The organism is Robertmurraya korlensis NBRC 107688, assembly GCF_001591645.1.
Lineage (GTDB): Bacteria > Bacillota > Bacilli > Bacillales > Cytobacillaceae > Robertmurraya_A.
This window is the reverse complement of record NZ_BCVH01000001.1, coordinates 189,298-207,251: the sequence shown is the minus strand read 5'-3', so window position 1 is coordinate 207,251 and position 17,954 is coordinate 189,298. Positions and strand designations below refer to the sequence as shown.

At 37.7% G+C, this 17,954-nt stretch carries 20 protein-coding genes; 2 read left to right on the top strand and 18 right to left on the bottom strand.

What is annotated here, in order from left to right:
* Window positions 1-46: 46 nt before the first annotated feature.
* The 5 genes from BKO01S_RS01005 to BKO01S_RS00985 all read right to left on the bottom strand — a co-directional run bounded on the left by BKO01S_RS01005 (window position 47) and on the right by BKO01S_RS00985 (window position 4,333).
* Complete coding sequence (locus BKO01S_RS01005) at window positions 47-1,099, bottom strand: NAD(P)H-dependent glycerol-3-phosphate dehydrogenase (RefSeq protein WP_066047565.1); 1,053 nt, start codon at window positions 1,097-1,099, stop codon at window positions 47-49.
* A gap of 18 nt (window positions 1,100-1,117) precedes the next feature.
* A complete protein-coding gene (gene der, locus BKO01S_RS01000) occupies window positions 1,118-2,428 on the bottom strand; it encodes a ribosome biogenesis GTPase Der (RefSeq protein ID WP_066047563.1) in 1,311 nt (436 codons plus the stop codon).
* Between the two features lie 224 nt (window positions 2,429-2,652).
* Complete coding sequence (locus tag BKO01S_RS00995) at window positions 2,653-2,838, bottom strand: capping complex subunit for YIEGIA (RefSeq protein WP_066047561.1); 186 nt, start codon at window positions 2,836-2,838, stop codon at window positions 2,653-2,655.
* 2 nt (window positions 2,839-2,840) lie between these two features.
* Entirely contained in the window at window positions 2,841-3,728 is an 888-nt protein-coding gene (locus BKO01S_RS00990) for a YIEGIA family protein (protein WP_066047559.1), read from the bottom strand.
* A complete protein-coding gene (locus tag BKO01S_RS00985; RefSeq protein WP_066047557.1) occupies window positions 3,725-4,333 on the bottom strand; it encodes a YphA family membrane protein in 609 nt (202 codons plus the stop codon). Before BKO01S_RS00985 ends, BKO01S_RS00990 begins: the two co-directional genes overlap by 4 nt.
* A 105-nt stretch (window positions 4,334-4,438) precedes the next feature.
* On the opposite strand from BKO01S_RS00985, the gene BKO01S_RS23745 reads away from it, so the two are divergent.
* Window positions 4,439-4,582 (top strand): YpzI family protein, encoded by a 144-nt coding sequence (locus tag BKO01S_RS23745; protein ID WP_084361897.1) that lies wholly within the window; start codon window positions 4,439-4,441, stop codon window positions 4,580-4,582.
* Window positions 4,583-4,611: 29 nt separating this feature from the next.
* On the opposite strand, the gene fni is transcribed toward BKO01S_RS23745, so the two are convergent.
* From fni to prsW, 9 genes are all read right to left on the bottom strand, one after another.
* A complete protein-coding gene (gene fni, locus BKO01S_RS00980; RefSeq protein ID WP_066047556.1) occupies window positions 4,612-5,661 on the bottom strand; it encodes a type 2 isopentenyl-diphosphate Delta-isomerase in 1,050 nt (349 codons plus the stop codon).
* Window positions 5,662-5,673: 12 nt separating this feature from the next.
* Window positions 5,674-6,810 (bottom strand): 30S ribosomal protein S1, encoded by a 1,137-nt coding sequence (rpsA, locus tag BKO01S_RS00975; protein ID WP_066047554.1) that lies wholly within the window; start codon window positions 6,808-6,810, stop codon window positions 5,674-5,676.
* Between the two features lie 162 nt (window positions 6,811-6,972).
* The gene (locus BKO01S_RS00970) at window positions 6,973-7,554 is read right to left on the bottom strand and encodes a lysophospholipid acyltransferase family protein (protein WP_066047552.1); all 582 of its coding nucleotides are present in this window, start codon (window positions 7,552-7,554) and stop codon (window positions 6,973-6,975) included.
* Entirely contained in the window at window positions 7,551-8,228 is a 678-nt protein-coding gene (gene cmk, locus BKO01S_RS00965) for a (d)CMP kinase (protein ID WP_066047550.1), read from the bottom strand. The genes BKO01S_RS00970 and cmk overlap by 4 nt, the downstream gene beginning before the upstream one ends.
* Window positions 8,229-8,377: 149 nt before the next feature.
* Complete coding sequence (locus BKO01S_RS00960; protein ID WP_232311134.1) at window positions 8,378-8,560, bottom strand: YpfB family protein; 183 nt, start codon at window positions 8,558-8,560, stop codon at window positions 8,378-8,380.
* A 55-nt stretch (window positions 8,561-8,615) separates the two neighbouring features.
* Window positions 8,616-9,278 carry a flagellar brake protein gene (locus tag BKO01S_RS00955; RefSeq protein WP_066047548.1) on the bottom strand — a complete coding sequence of 221 codons (663 nt, stop codon included), beginning with the start codon at window positions 9,276-9,278 and terminating at the stop codon, window positions 8,616-8,618.
* A gap of 103 nt (window positions 9,279-9,381) precedes the next feature.
* A complete protein-coding gene (gene ypeB, locus BKO01S_RS00950; RefSeq protein WP_066047545.1) occupies window positions 9,382-10,734 on the bottom strand; it encodes a germination protein YpeB in 1,353 nt (450 codons plus the stop codon).
* 13 nt (window positions 10,735-10,747) lie between these two features.
* Window positions 10,748-11,758, bottom strand: a complete 1,011-nt coding sequence (gene sleB / locus BKO01S_RS00945; RefSeq protein ID WP_066047543.1) for a spore cortex-lytic enzyme — start codon at window positions 11,756-11,758, stop codon at window positions 10,748-10,750.
* A 130-nt stretch (window positions 11,759-11,888) separates the two neighbouring features.
* Window positions 11,889-12,581, bottom strand: a complete 693-nt coding sequence (gene prsW / locus BKO01S_RS00940; RefSeq protein ID WP_066047541.1) for a glutamic-type intramembrane protease PrsW — start codon at window positions 12,579-12,581, stop codon at window positions 11,889-11,891.
* A 141-nt stretch (window positions 12,582-12,722) separates the two neighbouring features.
* On the opposite strand from prsW, the gene BKO01S_RS00935 reads away from it, so the two are divergent.
* Complete coding sequence (locus tag BKO01S_RS00935; protein ID WP_066047538.1) at window positions 12,723-13,691, top strand: asparaginase; 969 nt, start codon at window positions 12,723-12,725, stop codon at window positions 13,689-13,691.
* A 30-nt stretch (window positions 13,692-13,721) separates the two neighbouring features.
* On the opposite strand, the gene BKO01S_RS00930 is transcribed toward BKO01S_RS00935, so the two are convergent.
* The 4 genes from BKO01S_RS00930 to BKO01S_RS00915 form a co-directional block, all read right to left on the bottom strand.
* Window positions 13,722-14,690, bottom strand: a complete 969-nt coding sequence (locus BKO01S_RS00930; RefSeq protein ID WP_066047534.1) for a YpdA family putative bacillithiol disulfide reductase — start codon at window positions 14,688-14,690, stop codon at window positions 13,722-13,724.
* A gap of 76 nt (window positions 14,691-14,766) precedes the next feature.
* Entirely contained in the window at window positions 14,767-16,044 is a 1,278-nt protein-coding gene (locus tag BKO01S_RS00925) for a Glu/Leu/Phe/Val family dehydrogenase (protein ID WP_066047531.1), read from the bottom strand.
* 275 nt (window positions 16,045-16,319) lie between these two features.
* On the bottom strand, window positions 16,320-16,901 hold the full coding sequence (locus tag BKO01S_RS00920; RefSeq protein WP_066047528.1) for a genetic competence negative regulator: 582 nt from the start codon (window positions 16,899-16,901) through the stop codon (window positions 16,320-16,322).
* An 84-nt stretch (window positions 16,902-16,985) separates the two neighbouring features.
* Entirely contained in the window at window positions 16,986-17,894 is a 909-nt protein-coding gene (locus tag BKO01S_RS00915; RefSeq protein WP_157077291.1) for a MerR family transcriptional regulator, read from the bottom strand.
* Between the last annotated feature and the right edge of the window lie 60 nt (window positions 17,895-17,954).

Here is a 17,954-nt window from a genome sequence, read left to right as displayed (position 1 = left end):
ATGGAGAAAACGCATCATTGAAAGGCCCATTTTCGAAAATTTTTTTTTATTCCAAACCCTTTTCAACGAGTACATTTGCCAAATCTTCCATCTCATGAGTCTTTACACGAGTCATGAGCAAATCAACTTCATCCTTCGGCTTTGCATGGTTAAATAGAACATTGTATAAAGCGGTTGTAATCGGCATCTTTACTCCGTATTTTTCCGCTAATTGATAAGCAGCTTTCGTCGTGCGAACACCTTCTACTACCATTCCCATGTTTTCCAAAACTTCATCTAAATTTTGACCTTTACCGAGCAAGTTCCCAGCTCTCCAGTTCCTTGAGTGAACACTGGTAGAAGTAACAATTAGATCACCAATTCCCGTTAAACCCGAAAATGTGAGCGGACTCGCACCCATTTTCGTACCTAGACGAGCAATTTCAGCAAGCCCTCTAGTGATTAAGGCTGCCTTTGCATTATCACCATAACCTAACCCATCGGTAATACCAGCAGCTAACGCAATAATATTCTTTAATGCGCCTCCCACCTCTACCCCGATAATATCAGGATTTGTGTAAACGCGGAAATTTTGGTTAATAAATAGATCCTGTACACGTTCTGCTGCTTCCATGCTCTTTGATGAGACAGTAACCGTAGTTGGTTGGCGAAGACTAACCTCTTCAGCATGACTAGGGCCAGATAATACAACCACATCCTGTAATAGATGGTTTGGCATTTCGTCTTCAATCATTTCTGAAATACGCATAAGTGTGTCTGGTTCTATTCCTTTACTCACATGAACAATCGTTTGCTGATGTTCAGTGAATGGAATCATGTTATTTAATACTTCACGAATAGCCTTAGTTGGAACAGCCAAAATAATGGTCTTTACCCCTTTTAATACCTCTTCAAGAGAGTGATAACCAACAATAGTATCAGGAAGGATAATCTCCGGTAAATACTTTTTGTTTGTATGCGTTGTATTTAACTCATCCATTTGGTCACGATTATGCCCCCATAATCGTACCTCATGTTCGTTGTCAGCTAAAACAATCGATAGGGCCGTTCCCCAACTTCCCGCTCCAATTACTGCAATTCTTTCTTTTTGGATTTGCATAATATCACAACCTTTTACTTATTTTCTTTCTCTAGAAAAGATTTTGATAGGAGTCCCTTCAAACCCGAAAGCCTCTCTAATACGATTTTCAATAAAACGCTGGTATGAAAAGTGCATGAGCTCAGGATCATTTACAAATACAACAAAGGTAGGCGGCTTCACAGCAACTTGAGTGGTATAATAAATTTTCAGACGCTTTCCATTGTCTGTTGGTGTAGGGTTCATTGCGACAGCGTCCATAATAATATCGTTTAACACGCTTGTATCCACACGCATTGAATGGTTTTCACTTGCTTTATCGATCATTGGAATCAATGTATGGATTCTCTTTTTTGTCTTAGCTGAAAGAAACACAATAGGTGCATAGTCTAGAAATAAGAAATGAGCACGAATCTTTTCCTCGAATTCTTTCATCGTCTTTTCATCTTTTTCAACGGCATCCCATTTGTTCACGACAATCACGATAGCTCGTCCTGCTTCATGAGCATACCCGGCGATCTTTTTATCATGTTCGATGATTCCTTCTTCTGCGTTAATGACGACCAAGACAACGTCAGAACGTTCAATCGCACGTAACGCACGTAGCACACTATACTTTTCTGTCGTTTCGTACACTTTCCCTCTTTTTCTCATACCTGCTGTATCAATAATGACATAGCGTTCTCCATTAACGGTTACCATGGAGTCTATCGCATCTCTTGTAGTACCAGCGATATCACTTACGATTACTCGCTCTTCTCCAAGCATTGCATTGACAAGTGATGATTTCCCTACATTTGGTCGACCAATTAGTGAAAACTTAATAACGTCGTCATCATAATCTTGCTCATCCTTACTAGGGAAATGCTTAGCTGCTGCGTCTAATAAATCACCAAGACCGAGGCCATGTGAGCCTGAGATTGGGAAAGGTTCACCAAAACCTAAGGCATAAAAATCATAAATAAGATCTCTCATTTCTGGGTTATCAATTTTATTTACAGCAAGAACAACTGGTTTTTTTGCGCGATAAAGTATTTTTGCAACTTCTTCATCTGCAGAGGTAACGCCCTCTCTACCGTTTGTTAAGAAGACAATTACGTCTGCTTCATTTATCGCAATTTCTGCTTGTTGACGAATTTGTTCTAGAAATGGTTCGTCACCAAGGTCAATTCCACCAGTATCGATAATATTGAAATCATGACTTAGCCACTCAGCCGAACTATAAATCCGATCTCGTGTAACACCAGGTATATCTTCAACAATCGAAATTCGTTCACCAACTATTCTGTTAAAGATTGTAGACTTTCCAACATTCGGACGACCTACAATCGCAATTACAGGTTTTACCATTTTTTTCATCCTTTCAAAAATAATAAAAGAGATATCAACAATCATTCAGACAATCTATAAGCAAAGGGTATGTATCCGTGCAAGAACAGTTGAATTTTAAAACATCTCATTTTACTATAGCCTAAAATAGCATGTAGTAAATAAACCCTTCTAAATGAAGGGCCTAACTTTATTATATTATCAAAGTGGTCTTGTACTAGCAAACAAAATCAGAGGAACACCATTTAATGTTTGACAATAACGTATAATTCATCCGTAAGGGAATGGGCAATTCCATCCAAAATAGCCTCTAAATTCGTCGTGATTTTTTCCATCTCTTCTTTATTATCACAATGAAAAACGGCCACACCACATGGTACTTTTTTCGGATTGGTAGTAATTGCTGCTAAGATAAATTTTTCAATATCCATCTTTATCTCTCCTCTAGTTTTTTCTCTCTCTCTTTTGGCATTCGGATGGCATTTTCTAAAGTTGGTACTTTTTTAATTATTTTTATCGCCTTCTCGATATCATTCTCTTGTGGAAGAATAAATACCCCCACTCGTCCATCATCCAAATCCCTTTTTGCCAAGGGAACGAGCGCTGGTGTACCTGAGTCCCTATACACACCGAGAGCGTTGGATACGTCGTGTAGGATGGCCTGGCGCTGTCCAAGATTTGCAATAGTTGCTCTTGAATCAAAATTTTTCGGTTTAAGGATAAACCCCATTCCATACCTTAGAACTTCTTTTTGTCTCTCAGCTAGTCCGATGTTCATAATATAAATATTATCCACATACAACCCTGGTCCATCAAAGCGCGGTTCAAAATACTCTACTTCTACAATATCACCAAGCCTACCTCCAGACATTAGCTTTGTAGAAATAAAAATAGCAATAACCGCTGCTATTAGCCCACCCCAAATATTAAATAGGAGATATCCTAGAGTACATAAAAAGGAAGTGAATATCACTAAATAATTTCTACTTTCAAAGGCAATCGCAATCCCCTCAATATATGTTTTGCCTCGTGGGACCAATTCATAGTTATCTAGTTCATTTAATGTGTTTCTCTCCATATTCCTTACATCTCTAAATTGTGAAGCAGCTAAAGTTAAAAAGGTAATAGCAGTGAATTCTTCCTCAAGAATTGAGGGTATGGCAACAGTACCGAGCCCTGCAGCAATAAATCCTAATGCCACATGGATGATTTTACCGTGTAGGTAAGTGGGATACTGTCGATAGTCCGTTCGTAGCATATAAATTCTTGTTGCTGTTCCAACAATTACGCCAAAAAATATTGGATAAGTATACTCGCTCACGATTGTCTTCCTCTCCCCTTTTCAAGTTGATGGACATGTCCTTCAAATAGGCTAGTTATCTTTTCAAAACCACTCCAAGCCAAAATAAGACAAACTGATATAGAAATAACATCTAAAAATTGGAGTGATCCCACTGGAATTTCTATAGAATATCTATCCAACACGAGTGCATAGACAATTTCTCCTTGAATGCTCCCAAAGATAAGGGTAATCATTCGTTTAAACCCATCATTATGCATCATGATGATCATGTACGTTAGGACGACAGCAAACATCCAATTTCTATCCAGGATTAACCAAACTGGATCAAAAAGCTCAAATAATTGAAAACTGCCATAGGCAAGCATAAGAATAAACGATGTTATTAGAAAGTACACTCGTGATTTCCCTTGCATTTTCCCAACCTCATAATAAGAAAGGATCAAAAAAAAGATGGAAACAAGGGACATTTTAAGACCGAGTATGTGTATGTATTGAGATGACAAAATAATGGATAATAATATGATTACAGTGTATTTCACTCGTTTCGGATTCGATTTACTCATAAAAAAGGTCGTACAAATCCATAAAGCCCAAAATGTCCAATAAAAAATGATTCCTTCCATGTCACACCTCCTATCATCTCCATTATGGCTTTCCAGTATGTACTTTAACCGTAAGATGCATAAACTTTCAAAAATGATTCATCTTAATTAGGAGGAGGTGGGAGCATGGGTAAGGATCGTCAACAAAGCAAATTAAAAGAAAGTGGACGTGTTGAGTCCGATCGAGATCAAGAGTTGGAGAAAAAAGGAGCAACCAAATTATCCAGCCCTGAAGAGGCTAGAGAACTGAATAATAATAAGAGATATTAACGAAAAAAGCTCCCCTATCCAAGGGAGCTTTATCTGTTACTATAGAATTTTGTGTTGATTCCTCGCTCATTTAGCCAATGATGGCTTTTTCCTTCTATTAACAAAGGCGCCATCTGAAGTTCTTCCATATTTCTTGCTCCAAGGGCTGTCATCATAACCCCAATTTCTAACTTCATTTCTTCTATTTCTTTAATAGTAGCTTCGATTCCTTCAGATAAAACAATTTTCAATAAATACCCAGCTAATCCTGCAGCTGATGCACCTAGAGATAACGCTTTAACAATATCTAAGCTAGACTGAATTCCTCCTGAACCTAATACAGTTAGCTCAGGAAAGGCAGATTTTACTTCTGCAATCGAAACTGCTGTTGGGATTCCCCATGAATTAAAAAATGCCAGCAGTCGGTTTCGTCGTTCATTTTCAATTTTGGCGAAATTTGTACCACCAAACCCACCAACATCGACAATAGAAACCCCCACTTGAGTAAGCTTCTTTGCCGTTTCACGACTTACGCCAAAGCCCACCTCTTTCACAATAACAGGAACAGGTATTTTTTTTACCATTTCTTCAATCCGTAAAAGGGCATTAGTAAAATCTCGATCACCCTCAGGCATGGTTAGTTCTTGTATCGTGTTCAAATGGATTTGTAGCGCATTGGCTTCTAGCATGTCAACCGCTTGAAGCGCCTGCTCCACTGTTGCCTCACTACCTAAATTGGCAAAAATTAATCCATCCGGGTTTTCTCTTCTAACAACTTTGTATGTGTTTATCTCACTTGGGTTTTTTATAGATGACATTTGTGAACCTACAGCCATTGCAACTTTCGTTTCCTTTGCAACAATGGCGAGTTGTTTATTTATATGTTCTGTTCGTTCTCCACCGCCACCAGTCATGGCATTGATAAAAAGAGGCGAACTTAAAGAAAGTTCGCCAATCATTGTATCAAGGCTTACTTGCTCAGTCGAGCGGTCTGGTAAGCTTTGGTGAATAAACGTAATATCATCAAAACCCGTATCCCGTGATTGCCCTGTAGAAAGGGCAAATTGTATATGGTCCCATTTACGTTTTGATCTAGTCAATCATCATCACCATTATCTCTTTAAATTCTTCAGTTGATCTCCAATCATTTCACCTAATTGGAAGCCTTTTGATTCTTCCGGAAGTTCGTAATCACTTACTTCTTCTTCCTTTTCGGCTAGTTCTTTCAAACTTAATGAAAGTCTTTGCTCTTGTTCATTCACATCAAGAACCTTTACCTTCACCGTTTCATTTTCCTTAAGTACCTCATGAGGTGTAGCAATATGCTTATGTGAGATTTGTGAAATATGAACTAACCCTTCTACTCCTGGGAACACTTCAACAAAAGCTCCATAAGAAACTAGGCGTTTTACTACCCCTTCTAAAATTGAGCCTTTAGCAGCTTTTTCAGCAATTTGAGCCCATGGTCCAGGCAAAGTTTCTTTTATGGAAAGAGAAATTCGCTCATTATCACGATCCACACTAAGCACTTTTACTTGAACCTGTTGTCCCTCTTGAACAACATCAGTTGGCTTAGCAACATGCTCATGAGACAGCTGAGAAATATGCACCAATCCATCAATTCCGCCAATGTCTACAAATGCACCAAAATCAGTAATTCTTTGTACTGTACCTGTTAGGACCTGACCTGCGGATAATGAATCTAAGATATTTTTCTTTTGTCTCCCCTTTTCAAGCTCAATAACCGCACGATGAGAAAGGATTAGTCGATTTTTATCCTTATCCAATTCTACAATTTTAAATGACATTGTTTTGCCCTTATAATCAGAGAAATCTTCAACGAAGTGTGCTTCCACAAGTGAAGCCGGTACAAAACCTCTTACTCCTAGGTCAACTACAAGTCCGCCTTTTACAACATCTTTAATTTCAGCATCAAAGACTTCACCAGATTCGTACTTCTGCTCAAGCTCTTGCCAAGCATTTTCAGCATCTACTTTACGCTTAGAAAGGATCAATGCATCTTCTTCTACCTTTAGCACTTCTAAATCAAGCTGGTCTCCTTCATTAACTGCATCGCTAGCTTTTTCGATATGGAGACTTGATAATTCACTAATTGGAATAATCCCATCAAGCTTGCTGTTTGAAATCGAGATAATAACCTGCTTTTCCTCCACCTTTGTTACTTGTCCGCTTACTTTGTCACCTACTTGAAAATCCATAACTTCCACTTGATTCATTTCTTCAGACATATGTACTCCTCCTTAATCCATTGACTACTCCCATTTTTATAAAAAGTGATGTATTTCATCACAATTGAAACAATGGCATTGGCCATACTTAGAGAATAATCAAAAAAATCTCTTTAATTAAACTTCTTATAAATGGCTTCTTTTGTCAAGCGAGATACTTCCTTATTTGTTCGCAATAATTAGTTTTCTTATTTCTTCCATTATAATTTTTGTAGCCTCATCTGCCGATATCTTGTTTTTTCGATATTCTGCAAAATCAACAGGCTTACCATAAACCACCTTTAGCTTTTTAAATGCTTTATATGGGCCTATAACTGCACAAGGGACGATTAATGCCTGTGATCTAGTTGCAAAGAAGCCAGCACCTGCTAAACCTTCTCCCAGCTCCCCTGTTTTACTGCGAGTACCCTCAGGAAATAAACCAAGAACTCTATCTTCTTTTAAAATAGCTAGGCCCTTCCTAAGTGCTTCACGATCGCTCATTCCTCTTTTCACAGGAAAAGCATTTAAATGTGGGACGAGCTTTCCGAATAAAGGGACTTGAAACAGCTCCTCTTTCGCCATAAAGTGGACGGGACGGGGGGTGGTTATCCCTACGACAATTGGATCAAAATTTGATATATGATTGGAACAAAGCAAAATAGATCCTTCTTTTGGAATATTTTCTTGGCCAATTGTCTCTATACGATACAACGGTTTGTAAATCATGTTTACAACCGATCGTGCAAAAGTATACATCGTCAATATGATCCTATCCTTTCCTCAATTAATGCTAAGATTTTCTCAACGACGTCGTGAATTGATAAGGAAGTCGTATCTATCTCAATAGCATCCTCTGCTTTTCTAAGAGGTGCTACTTCACGTTCTGAATCTAATTTATCCCTAGCTGCAATCTCTTTTTTTAGCATTTCCAGGTCTGCTGGAAAGCCTTTTTCAAGGTTTTCTTGATATCTTCTTTCCGCTCTCTCTTGAACGCTTGCTAGTAGAAATACCTTTACTTCTGCGTGGGGAAGGACGTGTGTGCCAATATCTCGACCATCCATAACTACTCCACCATTCGCCCCGAATTGCTGCTGTCGTTTCACCATTTCTTCTCTTATTAAACGGTGTTTTGCGACAATTGACACTTGATTCGTTACTTCTGCAGAACGAATCTCATTTGTAACTTCTTTTCCATCAAGGAAAACAAGTTGTCCTTTTTCACCCGGTAACAAATCAATTTTTGTGTTTGCTAAAATCTCATTAAGGGCATTTTCATTTGTAAGCTCACAATTAGCCTGTAATGCTTTGTATGTAATTGCACGGTACATTGCACCCGTATCAATATAAATATATGAGAGCTTTTCAGCTATTATTTTGGCAACGGTGCTTTTCCCTGCTGCAGCAGGACCGTCAATCGCGATAGAAATATTACTCATATGTCCTCCTAGTTGTTAGAACTTTAGTTATTGTTAGTTTGTTCAATTTGAATCGTAAATGACTGATTCCTTTTATATTTTAGCATATACTTGTTCGTTGCTAGTTAATAATATTGTAAAAAACAAAAAAAGCAGGAGCCCCTGCTTTTTCATTTTCCATTAAAGGTTTCAAGAAAGTCTGCGAAATTATCTTTGTTTACACCTTCATATTTTGTAATGATTTTCAACTCAGGAAAGATGCTTAATTGATGGAAGAAAAGCTGTGTGCCAATAAGGAAAAGAAACTGAATGACAATGATTTTTAGAATAATCCGCTCAAACGTCTTCACCATTTCACTTCCTCCCAAAAATATCAATACTATTATAGGGAATTTATGGCTTTTTTATTCAGGAGTCTAGACCCTTCTTTTTCATAAGCAATTGCCGATCAAAGCTAAATCGAAGCAAAAGTTGGCGGTCCTGTAGGCTCATATCAATAAATTGTAAGGATGCCTTCACTCGACTATCATCTAAAGGAATTAGTCTAACTACTTTACTCTTCACTTTTAAGTAATGGATTTCGCCGCTTTGCATAGGGAGTACCATCCATAATTGAATGGTTTGACCAGCTAGGATTCCATGTTTTTGAGTAATGAGTATTGCGGCACCACCTGCACTTATATCATCGGTAACTGTAGTAAATGGCTTAAATTCCGAATTTATTGGATGTACTGCGACGTCTGAAGTAGTTTCAACCCTAACGTATTGGCGTCTTTGTATTTTAACTAAGTGCTCATCACCAGGATACGATAAAATGAGCATGGGTATATTTTGCTTTGTTCTACCTAACACCTCAGATTCAAATAAAAATACAGAGTTGTTATCCTGAGAGACAAATGAACCCTTTAACTGTGTCCCATCAATAAGAAAGACTGTCTTTTCAGTTACCATATTTATCGGGTAATCAATATAGATTTGATTTGCTTTTTGTTCTACAACCTTACACTTGAATTTATCTAATTTATCTCCATACTTTAATTCGAGTATAACTACAGTACCTATTTTCAACATAAGTTCACACATCCTGTCAAAACTTGTCACCACAAATTATGACATGAATATAATCATTCGCGCAATATGAATCTAAAAAAAAGGAAAAGCACTGAGCTTTTCCTTATACAACATCTTCATATACTTCCTCTGCATTTTCCAGCTTATCAACTTTCTCCTCGATACCGCTACTTGCGTTAATGAAAATGCGATACGTATCGTCGCCTAGTGTTCCCATGAATTCGTAGCAGAGTACTTCTTCATTCATATCGTTAATAATGATAGCCTGTCTATTTTCCATCACCTTAACACTTGGATTGATTTTCTTTTGTGCTTCCTCCAACGATAGAGTTGGTTTCGGAATGTCTCTTACATGGTGAGAGCGTAAGTAATCATCCGCAGAAAACCCTAAAATATTTCCGTTATCCAATGCGACCTTCACATTAATAGAATCCGGATAGACTCTAACATTATTTTCATTCGTAACGAACGTAAAGACACCAACATTATCGTACTGTGTGCTTTCAAAAAGATCTAAATTTTCAAAGCCTGTATCCTTTAAAAATTGGACCGCCTTCGTACTTGCATCATTTAGACTTATTTTTTGCTGTTTTACGTCACGAGAATAGATAAACCAAATTGGATACCCACCTTTTTTCGTGACATCCATGTTCGCCTCTTCATTCGTACCCTTCTTTTGTACGGAGATACTATAGAAACCGGTTGTTGCTCCTTTTCCACTTTCCGTAACCTTTACAACCACATCATTCCCAAAGGCTGCATATTTTTTAGCGATTTGAACTGCTTCATCTTCTTTCACTTGTTTCCCTTTCAAATACTTAAACTCATTGTCTTCTTTTTGACTTAGAGAAACAAAGGCTGGACCAAAATTTGCTTCTCCATATCCTTCAACCGTTTTTTCAACCGTCTTAAATCCATCAATGATTGTATTATCTAGAGGTTCTTCAGATGAAGCTAGGGCCATTTCAACGTCCATCCATCGTAAATTATTTTCCAATACCATATGTTGGACCTTCCGTAACTCACCTTGTATCTCCGCTGACTGCTTATAAAGTTCCTGTAATGATTGGTATTCTTTATCCGTTAGAGGCTCTTTCTCTAAATCTCTAATAGCTGTACGATAACTAAAATTACCAATTTTCGCTAGAAATTCCTCCGTCTTGTTGAAGGGTAGCAAAGTTAACGGAAGTTGCCCTACATCACTATGGGCATCAGAGGTGATTTTCCAAACCTCTGCTAAAGAAGGAGATAATGATTCTCTTGAATTCATCGCTAGTGTAGTGCCTATCTTGTTATTTAATAGATCAACTTGATAACTAAGATCATGGAACGCTCTTTGATAGTTGTTCTCAGCATTAATTAATACGGCATTTTTCTCACGATGCTCTTGATAGCCCCAAAAAGCGGTTCCTGCTACCCCAAGCACCAAAACACCTATAAGGATTGTTCTAATCAATTCGACCTCACCCCTATTTACAGAATATATGCTTTCCGATGCGCTTAATTTGTGGTCTTGACCATATCCACCCACTTGTCGCGGTGTCAGGATTAAAGTAATAGATCGCATTACCAGTTGGATCCCAACCGTTCATCGCGTCCATAACTGCTTTTTTGGCGTTTTCATTTGGAGTTAACCAAATCTGACCGTCCGCAACGGCAGTAAACGCTCGTGGCTCAAATATCACACCTGAAACTGTATTTGGAAATGTTGCACTTTGTACCCTGTTTAATATAACTGCCGCTACAGCTACTTGACCAATATACGGTTCTCCTCTTGCTTCCCCGTACACAGCGTTAGCCATTAACTGAATATCATTTTGTGAAAAACCACTTGGCACGTTGGCTGCTGTAGGTTTTTTTGGCGGAGTTACAGCTGTCGCTTTCGGTCTTGACTGATTTTTTGCAGTTCCATTTGGTGCAGCTGGTTTTTTTGCCGTCTGGTTGTTTTGCGTCTTGTTAGCTGCTGTATTCTGTTTCGGTTGTTGAGCTGCCGGCTTCTTTGCTTGAGTATTGGCCGTCGGTTTTTTTTGTGTTGTCGTTCCTTGATTATTGTTCTTTGCGTTATTACCTTTTGGGTTTGGCCCCTTTTGCTTTGCTAAATCCACCCCACCATAATGAGTGAATTTGTTCCCTTTATTAATTTGTTTTTTTACAAATTGCTCATTGTACTTTGTTACGTCCACTAGTTTTTGTCTTGTTTTTAGTCCTGCCAATCCGTCAATTGGAAGACCAAATTCATACTGAAAATTTCTTAATGCCCAATACGTCTTCCATCCGAATACACCGTCAATTTTCCCATTATAATACCCAATGTATTGAAGACGTGATTGAAGTTCGATGACATCTTCACCTACTGCCCCTTGCTGAATCACTTGATTGGTGAAGGCATCAACCTTATCCACCTTAGCTGTAAAGGGGATAATAACTTGTGTTAGAAAGAAGATTGTAGCAACTTTCATTAATAAAATTTTTTTGTTCATCGTTTGCAACCCCCAGATGTAAATCTTATTAACATTAATCCTATTTTTTGTAGAGGTTGGTTTTTTATGCAAAAAGCTACTAGAAACTTCTTAAACAGGAATGAAAGACAAAACAAAACCCCTTGCAATTTTATAATTGAAGGGGTTTTTGAATGTGTATATCATCACTAGTTGCCTTAATTCCACTCAAGGATCTCGCACTTTTCACCTTTCGGAGAGCAAGCCACCATAAAAAAATCATAAACGGTAAAATAAAAATAATCCAATATTCAAAGGACATTAATATAAAGTCATAAATACCATGAAACAAAACAGGAAGAAACAGTGAAAATAGAAGCCATTTCCCTTTTCTCTCTTTGGTAAATTTCCCTTTCCCTAAATAGTAGCCCATTAACACACCAAAAAGCGCATGACTCGAAACAGGTAAAAGCGCACGCCCAACAGCGTGCTCAACCCCATTTGCCAATAAATACAATATATTTTCACTAGTTGCAAACCCAAGTGCCACAGAGGTGCCATACACAATTCCATCATAGGGTTCGTCAAAGTCAACATGCTGGTAAATCGCATAAAAAAGAATAAACCATTTGAAAAATTCTTCCAAAAATCCTGTGGTGAAAAAGGCATTTATAAAGTCGGAAGATACCAAATGCTCCACGTCAATCACATATTGAATAAACATAATTGGAAAAACAAGCAGTGCTCCATATATAAATGTACGTAATACCACTGAGATTGGTTCTGACCCGTACTCATCCTTTAAGTAGAAATAACTAAGAAGAGCTAAGCCAGGAGCTATCCCAGCAGAAAGAATTCCTAGCATTCGCTATCCTCTTTTCCATTCGTTTCTTCCATCGTACCATGAGTTCAATAGAAAGAAAATCTATAATTTTTTACGTTGCTTATAGACGAAATGGCTTTTGTATAGGTATGATTCTAACAATAAATGTAACAGGAGGGTATTATGAAAAATCTGCTTGTTATCCACACAGGTGGGACAATATCAATGAGTGAGGATACGGACACCGGTACCGTAAAGCCTGGTGAAAAAAATCCAATTATTGATAAAACTAAGGAACTGTTGTCAGTTGCTAATTTATTAATTGAAGAACCCTTCCAGCTCCCCTCGCCCCATATAACGGCAAAAGAAATGCTTCAATTAAAAAAAATGATTGAAGAATATATTAAGGAAAATAAAATTAGTGGAGTTGTTATTACACACGGTACAGATACCCTAGAGGAAACAGCATACTTCTTAGATTTAACCATTAGGACAAGCATACCGATTGTGATGACAGGGGCAATGAGGTCAAGTAATGAAATTGGTTCAGACGGTTTATATAATTTGCTCTCAGCTTTAAAAGTAGCAAACAGTGATGAAGCGGTTGGAAATGGAGTTCTTGTTGTTTTAAACGACGAAATACATACAGCCGTGAATGTAACAAAAACTCATACGAGCAATGTATCTACTTTTCAAAGCCCACAGTATGGACCCATTGGGACAGTGACAAAAAGGGGAGTTTTTTTTCACCACGCACCAAAGAAAAGAGAAACGTATAATGTAGTTAACATATCTAAACGTGTCGTACTAATAAAAGCTCATGCAGGAATGGATTCCTCCCTCCTTTATGCGATAAATGATTTACATTTTGACGGAGTGGTCATTGAAGCGCTAGGACAAGGAAATCTCCCTCCAGCAACTATCCATGGAATTAAGCTTCTGCTCGAAAACAAAATACCTGTTGTATTTGTGTCAAGATGCTTCAATGGCCTAGCAGAAGATGTATACAGTTATGAAGGTGGCGGGAAACAGTTTAAGGATTTGGGGGTTATCTTTTCAAAGGGTCTGAACGGTCAAAAGGCTAGAATTAAATTAATGATTGCTTTAGAATCGACGACAGATATTAAAAAACTGGATGAATTTTTCCAATAATAAACCGGGCAAATATTTGCCCGGTTATTTCTATTCCCATTCTTTATTAACGATTGATTTTGATATTAACTCTCCATGAAAACGACCATTTTCAATAAATATTTCATTTGCATTGTTTCCAGCAGCCAATACACCTGCAATATAGATCCCATTTATATTGCTTTCCATCGTTTCCCCATCATACCTTGGCCTTCCAGTATCTTCATCAATTTCGATACCCATTTGGTCAAGAAAGCTGTGATCTGGATGATAACCGGTCATAGCAAAAACAAAGTCATTTTTAATACTATATTCTTTGCCATCTTTGATATATGTCACCTTATCCGATTCAATTTTCTTTAACTCCGCTTCAAATTCCATTTTTACGACACCGTTTCGAATAAGTGCATCAAATTCTGGAAGAATCCATGGTTTGACTGAAGGTGAATATTCTTTTCCACGATAGATGACCGTCACTCTTGCACCTGCTTTGACAAGCTCAATTGTTGCGTCAACACTTGAGTTTTTACCTCCAACAACAACAATATCTTGATCAAAATAAGGATGAGCCTCCTTAAAATAATGAGAAACCTTCGGTAGCTCTTCACCTGGAATTCCCATCATGTTTGGATGGTCATAATAACCTGTTGCCACAATTACATATTTTGCTGAGTACTCCTTTTTATCCGTTACAACAATAAACCCATTTTCTTCCTTTTGGATAGTCGTTACTTTTTCAAAAGGGTGTACCCGTAAGTCTTTCCTTTTTACTACTTCCCGGTAATATACCAATGCTTGATTTCTTTTTGGTTTGTATTCCTCTGTAAGAAAAGGAACATCTCCAATTTCTAGCTTCTCACTTGTACTAAAAAATGTTTGGTGAGTAGGGTAGTGGTAAATAGCATTAACAATATTTCCTTTTTCAATAATAAGAGGATTCTTCCCTATTTTTTTCAATGCGATTGCGGCTGCTAAGCCACATGGTCCTCCACCAATTATAATTGCATCTTCTCTTTGCATCGCTCTCTCTCCTAAACAAAAAAATCTCCATCATTTTATGATAGAGATTTTTTTACTTCTTTTCAAATATTAATCATTAAATCCAACCTCTGAATCTGGATGCTTCGGCCATTTTTCTAACACCAACCATATAGGCTGCTAAACGCATATCAACGCGTCTTGTTTGAGCAGTATCATATATGTTATTAAACGATTTACACATAACTTTCTCTAATTTCTCTTCCACTTCTTCTTCCGTCCAGTAATATCCTTGATTATTTTGCACCCACTCAAAATAAGAAACGGTTACTCCCCCCGCAGATGCAAGCACATCTGGAACAAGGAGAATGCCACGGTCTGTTAAGATCTTTGTAGCTTCAAGAGTCGTTGGACCATTTGCTGCTTCAACCACTATCTTCGCATGAATATTATGCGCATTTTCTTCTGTAATTTGATTTTCAATTGCCGCAGGGACAAGGATGTCACACTCTAATTCAAGCAATTCTTTATTTGAAATGGTATTGTTAAATAACTTTGTCACTGTTCCAAAGCTATCACGTCTATCTAATAAATAGTCAATATCCAACCCATTTGGATCATGTAAAGCTCCATAAGCATCAGAAATACCCACTACTTTTGCACCTGCATCATGCATAAACTTTGATAGATAGCTACCTGCGTTGCCAAATCCTTGAACAACCACACGCGCTCCTTCTATATTGATGCCCTTCTTCGCTGCAGCTTCTCTAATACATATGGTTACGCCTTTTGCCGTTGCAGATTCTCTACCATGTGATCCACCTAATACGAGCGGTTTTCCGGTAATAAATCCGGGAGAATTAAATTCATCTATTCGACTATACTCATCCATCATCCAAGCCATAATTTGTGAATTAGTAAAAACATCGGGTGCAGGAATATCTTTTGTCGGTCCCACAATTTGACTAATTGCCCGAACATATCCACGACTTAGACGCTCGAGTTCACGAAATGACATATCACGAGGGTCACAAACAATTCCCCCTTTTCCTCCTCCATATGGTAAGTCAACAATGCCACATTTTAAGCTCATCCAAATGGAAAGGGCTTTAACCTCTTTTTCTGTTACGCCAGGATGGAAACGAATGCCTCCCTTTGTAGGTCCAACAGCATCATTATGTTGTGCGCGATACCCAGTAAATATCTTTACTGACCCATCGTCCATCCTTACGGGGATCTTTACTGTTAACATTCTCATTGGTTCTTTTAAAAGTTCATATACTTCTTCAGGGTAGCCAAGCTTTTCTAATGCACTGTGAATAACGGTTTGAGTTGATTTTAGCACATCAAGCTTATCTTCTTGGTTTATGTTTGTAGTCCCTTTTTCGGCCACTATTTTACCCTCCTAAAATCACTAACAATGTTGTCCCATTCATGACATAGTATACACTTTTAGGTAATTTATGCAATAATAAATGAAAATTTTTTGACATTTTTACGTTATTTTTTGAAAACGCTACCACCGTTGCTGTTTAGGGAATTTTCTGTATTTCACTCTATTCCTTAGTCGCCTACAATGGGGTGTTTCACCTTCTATTTAAATACTATTTACTATTGTCTGTTTTTCGTCTCAAGATATTCTTTTAGAAAAAAAACGGCAGAGACATTCCATTACTTAAAGTAATGGACAATCGTCTCAACCGCTTCTTGATCAATCACTGTTTTTCCATACTCTTTTATGCGATGAATGCTCTCAAGAGTTGGGTTTGAGTATTCGGATAACACAACTGCCACTAACATTGCGTTACAATCCTCTACACTCTCTATACAAAAATAGTACGTATCATCCATTACATATAAGCTTCCCCCAGTAAAGCCAAGTACCTTTAACTGATGAGCCACTTGAATTACATACTCAAAATTGTTAAATTCATAAATTAAATCCTGCTTTTCCTTCACACTTACCTGTAAATCATAAAAGGAATCCAATAACGAGCTATCTTCTTCCTCTTGCTCATCCATTGTTACGATCATGACCATACCCTGTGTATGCATCGTAAAGATTTCTACCGCAACGGTTCCTTGTATATCTACATCAAACTGTTCACTTGCTTCTTCAAGCATCTCATGGAACAGTTGATGCCATTTTAAAGAATCTTTCCATATATCCTCTTTTGTTAATCCTCTTTCAGATAAATCATCAGTAGTTAAAAAAATTTTAATTTTATTGTACGTTAATCGTTCTAAGCGCATTATAAAGCCCCCTGCTGTGAACAACTGTTTGTTTAGTGTATGAAATTCTTGCAGGAAGGTGAATTGTCTAATTGATATTCCTTCTTACAATCTTGTTTTCAACCAGGTTTCCCAATCGGTTCGAGAGGCTCCTATAATGTGTTCTTGATATTTATCCTTTTCTTTGACTGAAATGGCATCAAAAGCAAACCCACCTAATCCAATATGTATACCTTCGTAGGTCTTTACCAATTTTTCTGTTAATTTCAATGTTCCACTAACATTTTCCTTCATGGTACAGGAAAAGAAGATAAACTTGGGCTTTACAATCTTAATAACCTCATCAATATCTTTTTCAGCTATGCTTGCCCCTAAATAGATTACTTCAAAACCTTTCCGTCTTAAAAATAAGGTGAAGATGAGTAAACCTAGCTCATGCCACTCCCCCGGTCCACAGACTGCTATGGCCTTTGGCATCATTGGATTATGCGGAAAAGAATGAAGTATAATTCCAATTCTTGATCGAAGAATAGAAGAGGCAAAGTGTTCATGTGCGGTTGTGATTTTGGATTCCTCCCATAAATCACCAATTTTGACAAGTAACGTTCCCAAAATATCTACTAATACCTTATCGATGGTAAACAAACTAAACGCTTGATTAATAATATCATGTGCACTTTTCTCATCAAAAGCAAGTAATGATTCGAGTAGCTTGTCCGCCATAAGACTGGATTGGTCTCCACCTGACTGCATCTGTAGGAGACCTTCCTTTTCCTCAACCTCATTATTTTCTAGCAATGTAACAGCCTGACTAATCGTAAAGCCCTTGCTCACTTTATCTTGGAGCCATCTTAATATTCTCACATGTTCTTCCGTATAAAGACGGTGTCCTGACTCGTTCCTCTTTGGAGCTACCATCTGGTATCGTCTTTCCCATGCACGTAATGTTCCTGCTTGGATTCCTAACATTTTTGATACCGCTTTTATGTTATATTTTCCTTCTTCTTCAAGCACCATTGTCTGTCCTCCGTATAACTCATAACATACTCACATTATACAGCTCATATAAAAACT

Coding starts and splice junctions, on each gene's coding strand:
- BKO01S_RS01005 (WP_066047565.1), bottom strand. CDS start 1,099: ATGCAAATCCAAAAAGAAAGAATTGCAGTAATTGGAGCGGGAAGTTGG.
- der (WP_066047563.1), bottom strand. CDS start 2,428: ATGGTAAAACCTGTAATTGCGATTGTAGGTCGTCCGAATGTTGGAAAG.
- BKO01S_RS00995 (WP_066047561.1), bottom strand. CDS start 2,838: ATGGATATTGAAAAATTTATCTTAGCAGCAATTACTACCAATCCGAAA.
- BKO01S_RS00985 (WP_066047557.1), bottom strand. CDS start 4,333: ATGGAAGGAATCATTTTTTATTGGACATTTTGGGCTTTATGGATTTGT.
- BKO01S_RS23745 (WP_084361897.1), top strand. CDS start 4,439: ATGGGTAAGGATCGTCAACAAAGCAAATTAAAAGAAAGTGGACGTGTT.
- rpsA (WP_066047554.1), bottom strand. CDS start 6,810: ATGTCTGAAGAAATGAATCAAGTGGAAGTTATGGATTTTCAAGTAGGT.
- cmk (WP_066047550.1), bottom strand. CDS start 8,228: ATGAGTAATATTTCTATCGCGATTGACGGTCCTGCTGCAGCAGGGAAA.
- BKO01S_RS00960 (WP_232311134.1), bottom strand. CDS start 8,560: ATGGTGAAGACGTTTGAGCGGATTATTCTAAAAATCATTGTCATTCAG.
- BKO01S_RS00955 (WP_066047548.1), bottom strand. CDS start 9,278: ATGTTGAAAATAGGTACTGTAGTTATACTCGAATTAAAGTATGGAGAT.
- sleB (WP_066047543.1), bottom strand. CDS start 11,758: ATGAACAAAAAAATTTTATTAATGAAAGTTGCTACAATCTTCTTTCTA.
- prsW (WP_066047541.1), bottom strand. CDS start 12,581: ATGCTAGGAATTCTTTCTGCTGGGATAGCTCCTGGCTTAGCTCTTCTT.
- BKO01S_RS00935 (WP_066047538.1), top strand. CDS start 12,723: ATGAAAAATCTGCTTGTTATCCACACAGGTGGGACAATATCAATGAGT.
- BKO01S_RS00930 (WP_066047534.1), bottom strand. CDS start 14,690: ATGCAAAGAGAAGATGCAATTATAATTGGTGGAGGACCATGTGGCTTA.
- BKO01S_RS00920 (WP_066047528.1), bottom strand. CDS start 16,901: ATGCGCTTAGAACGATTAACGTACAATAAAATTAAAATTTTTTTAACT.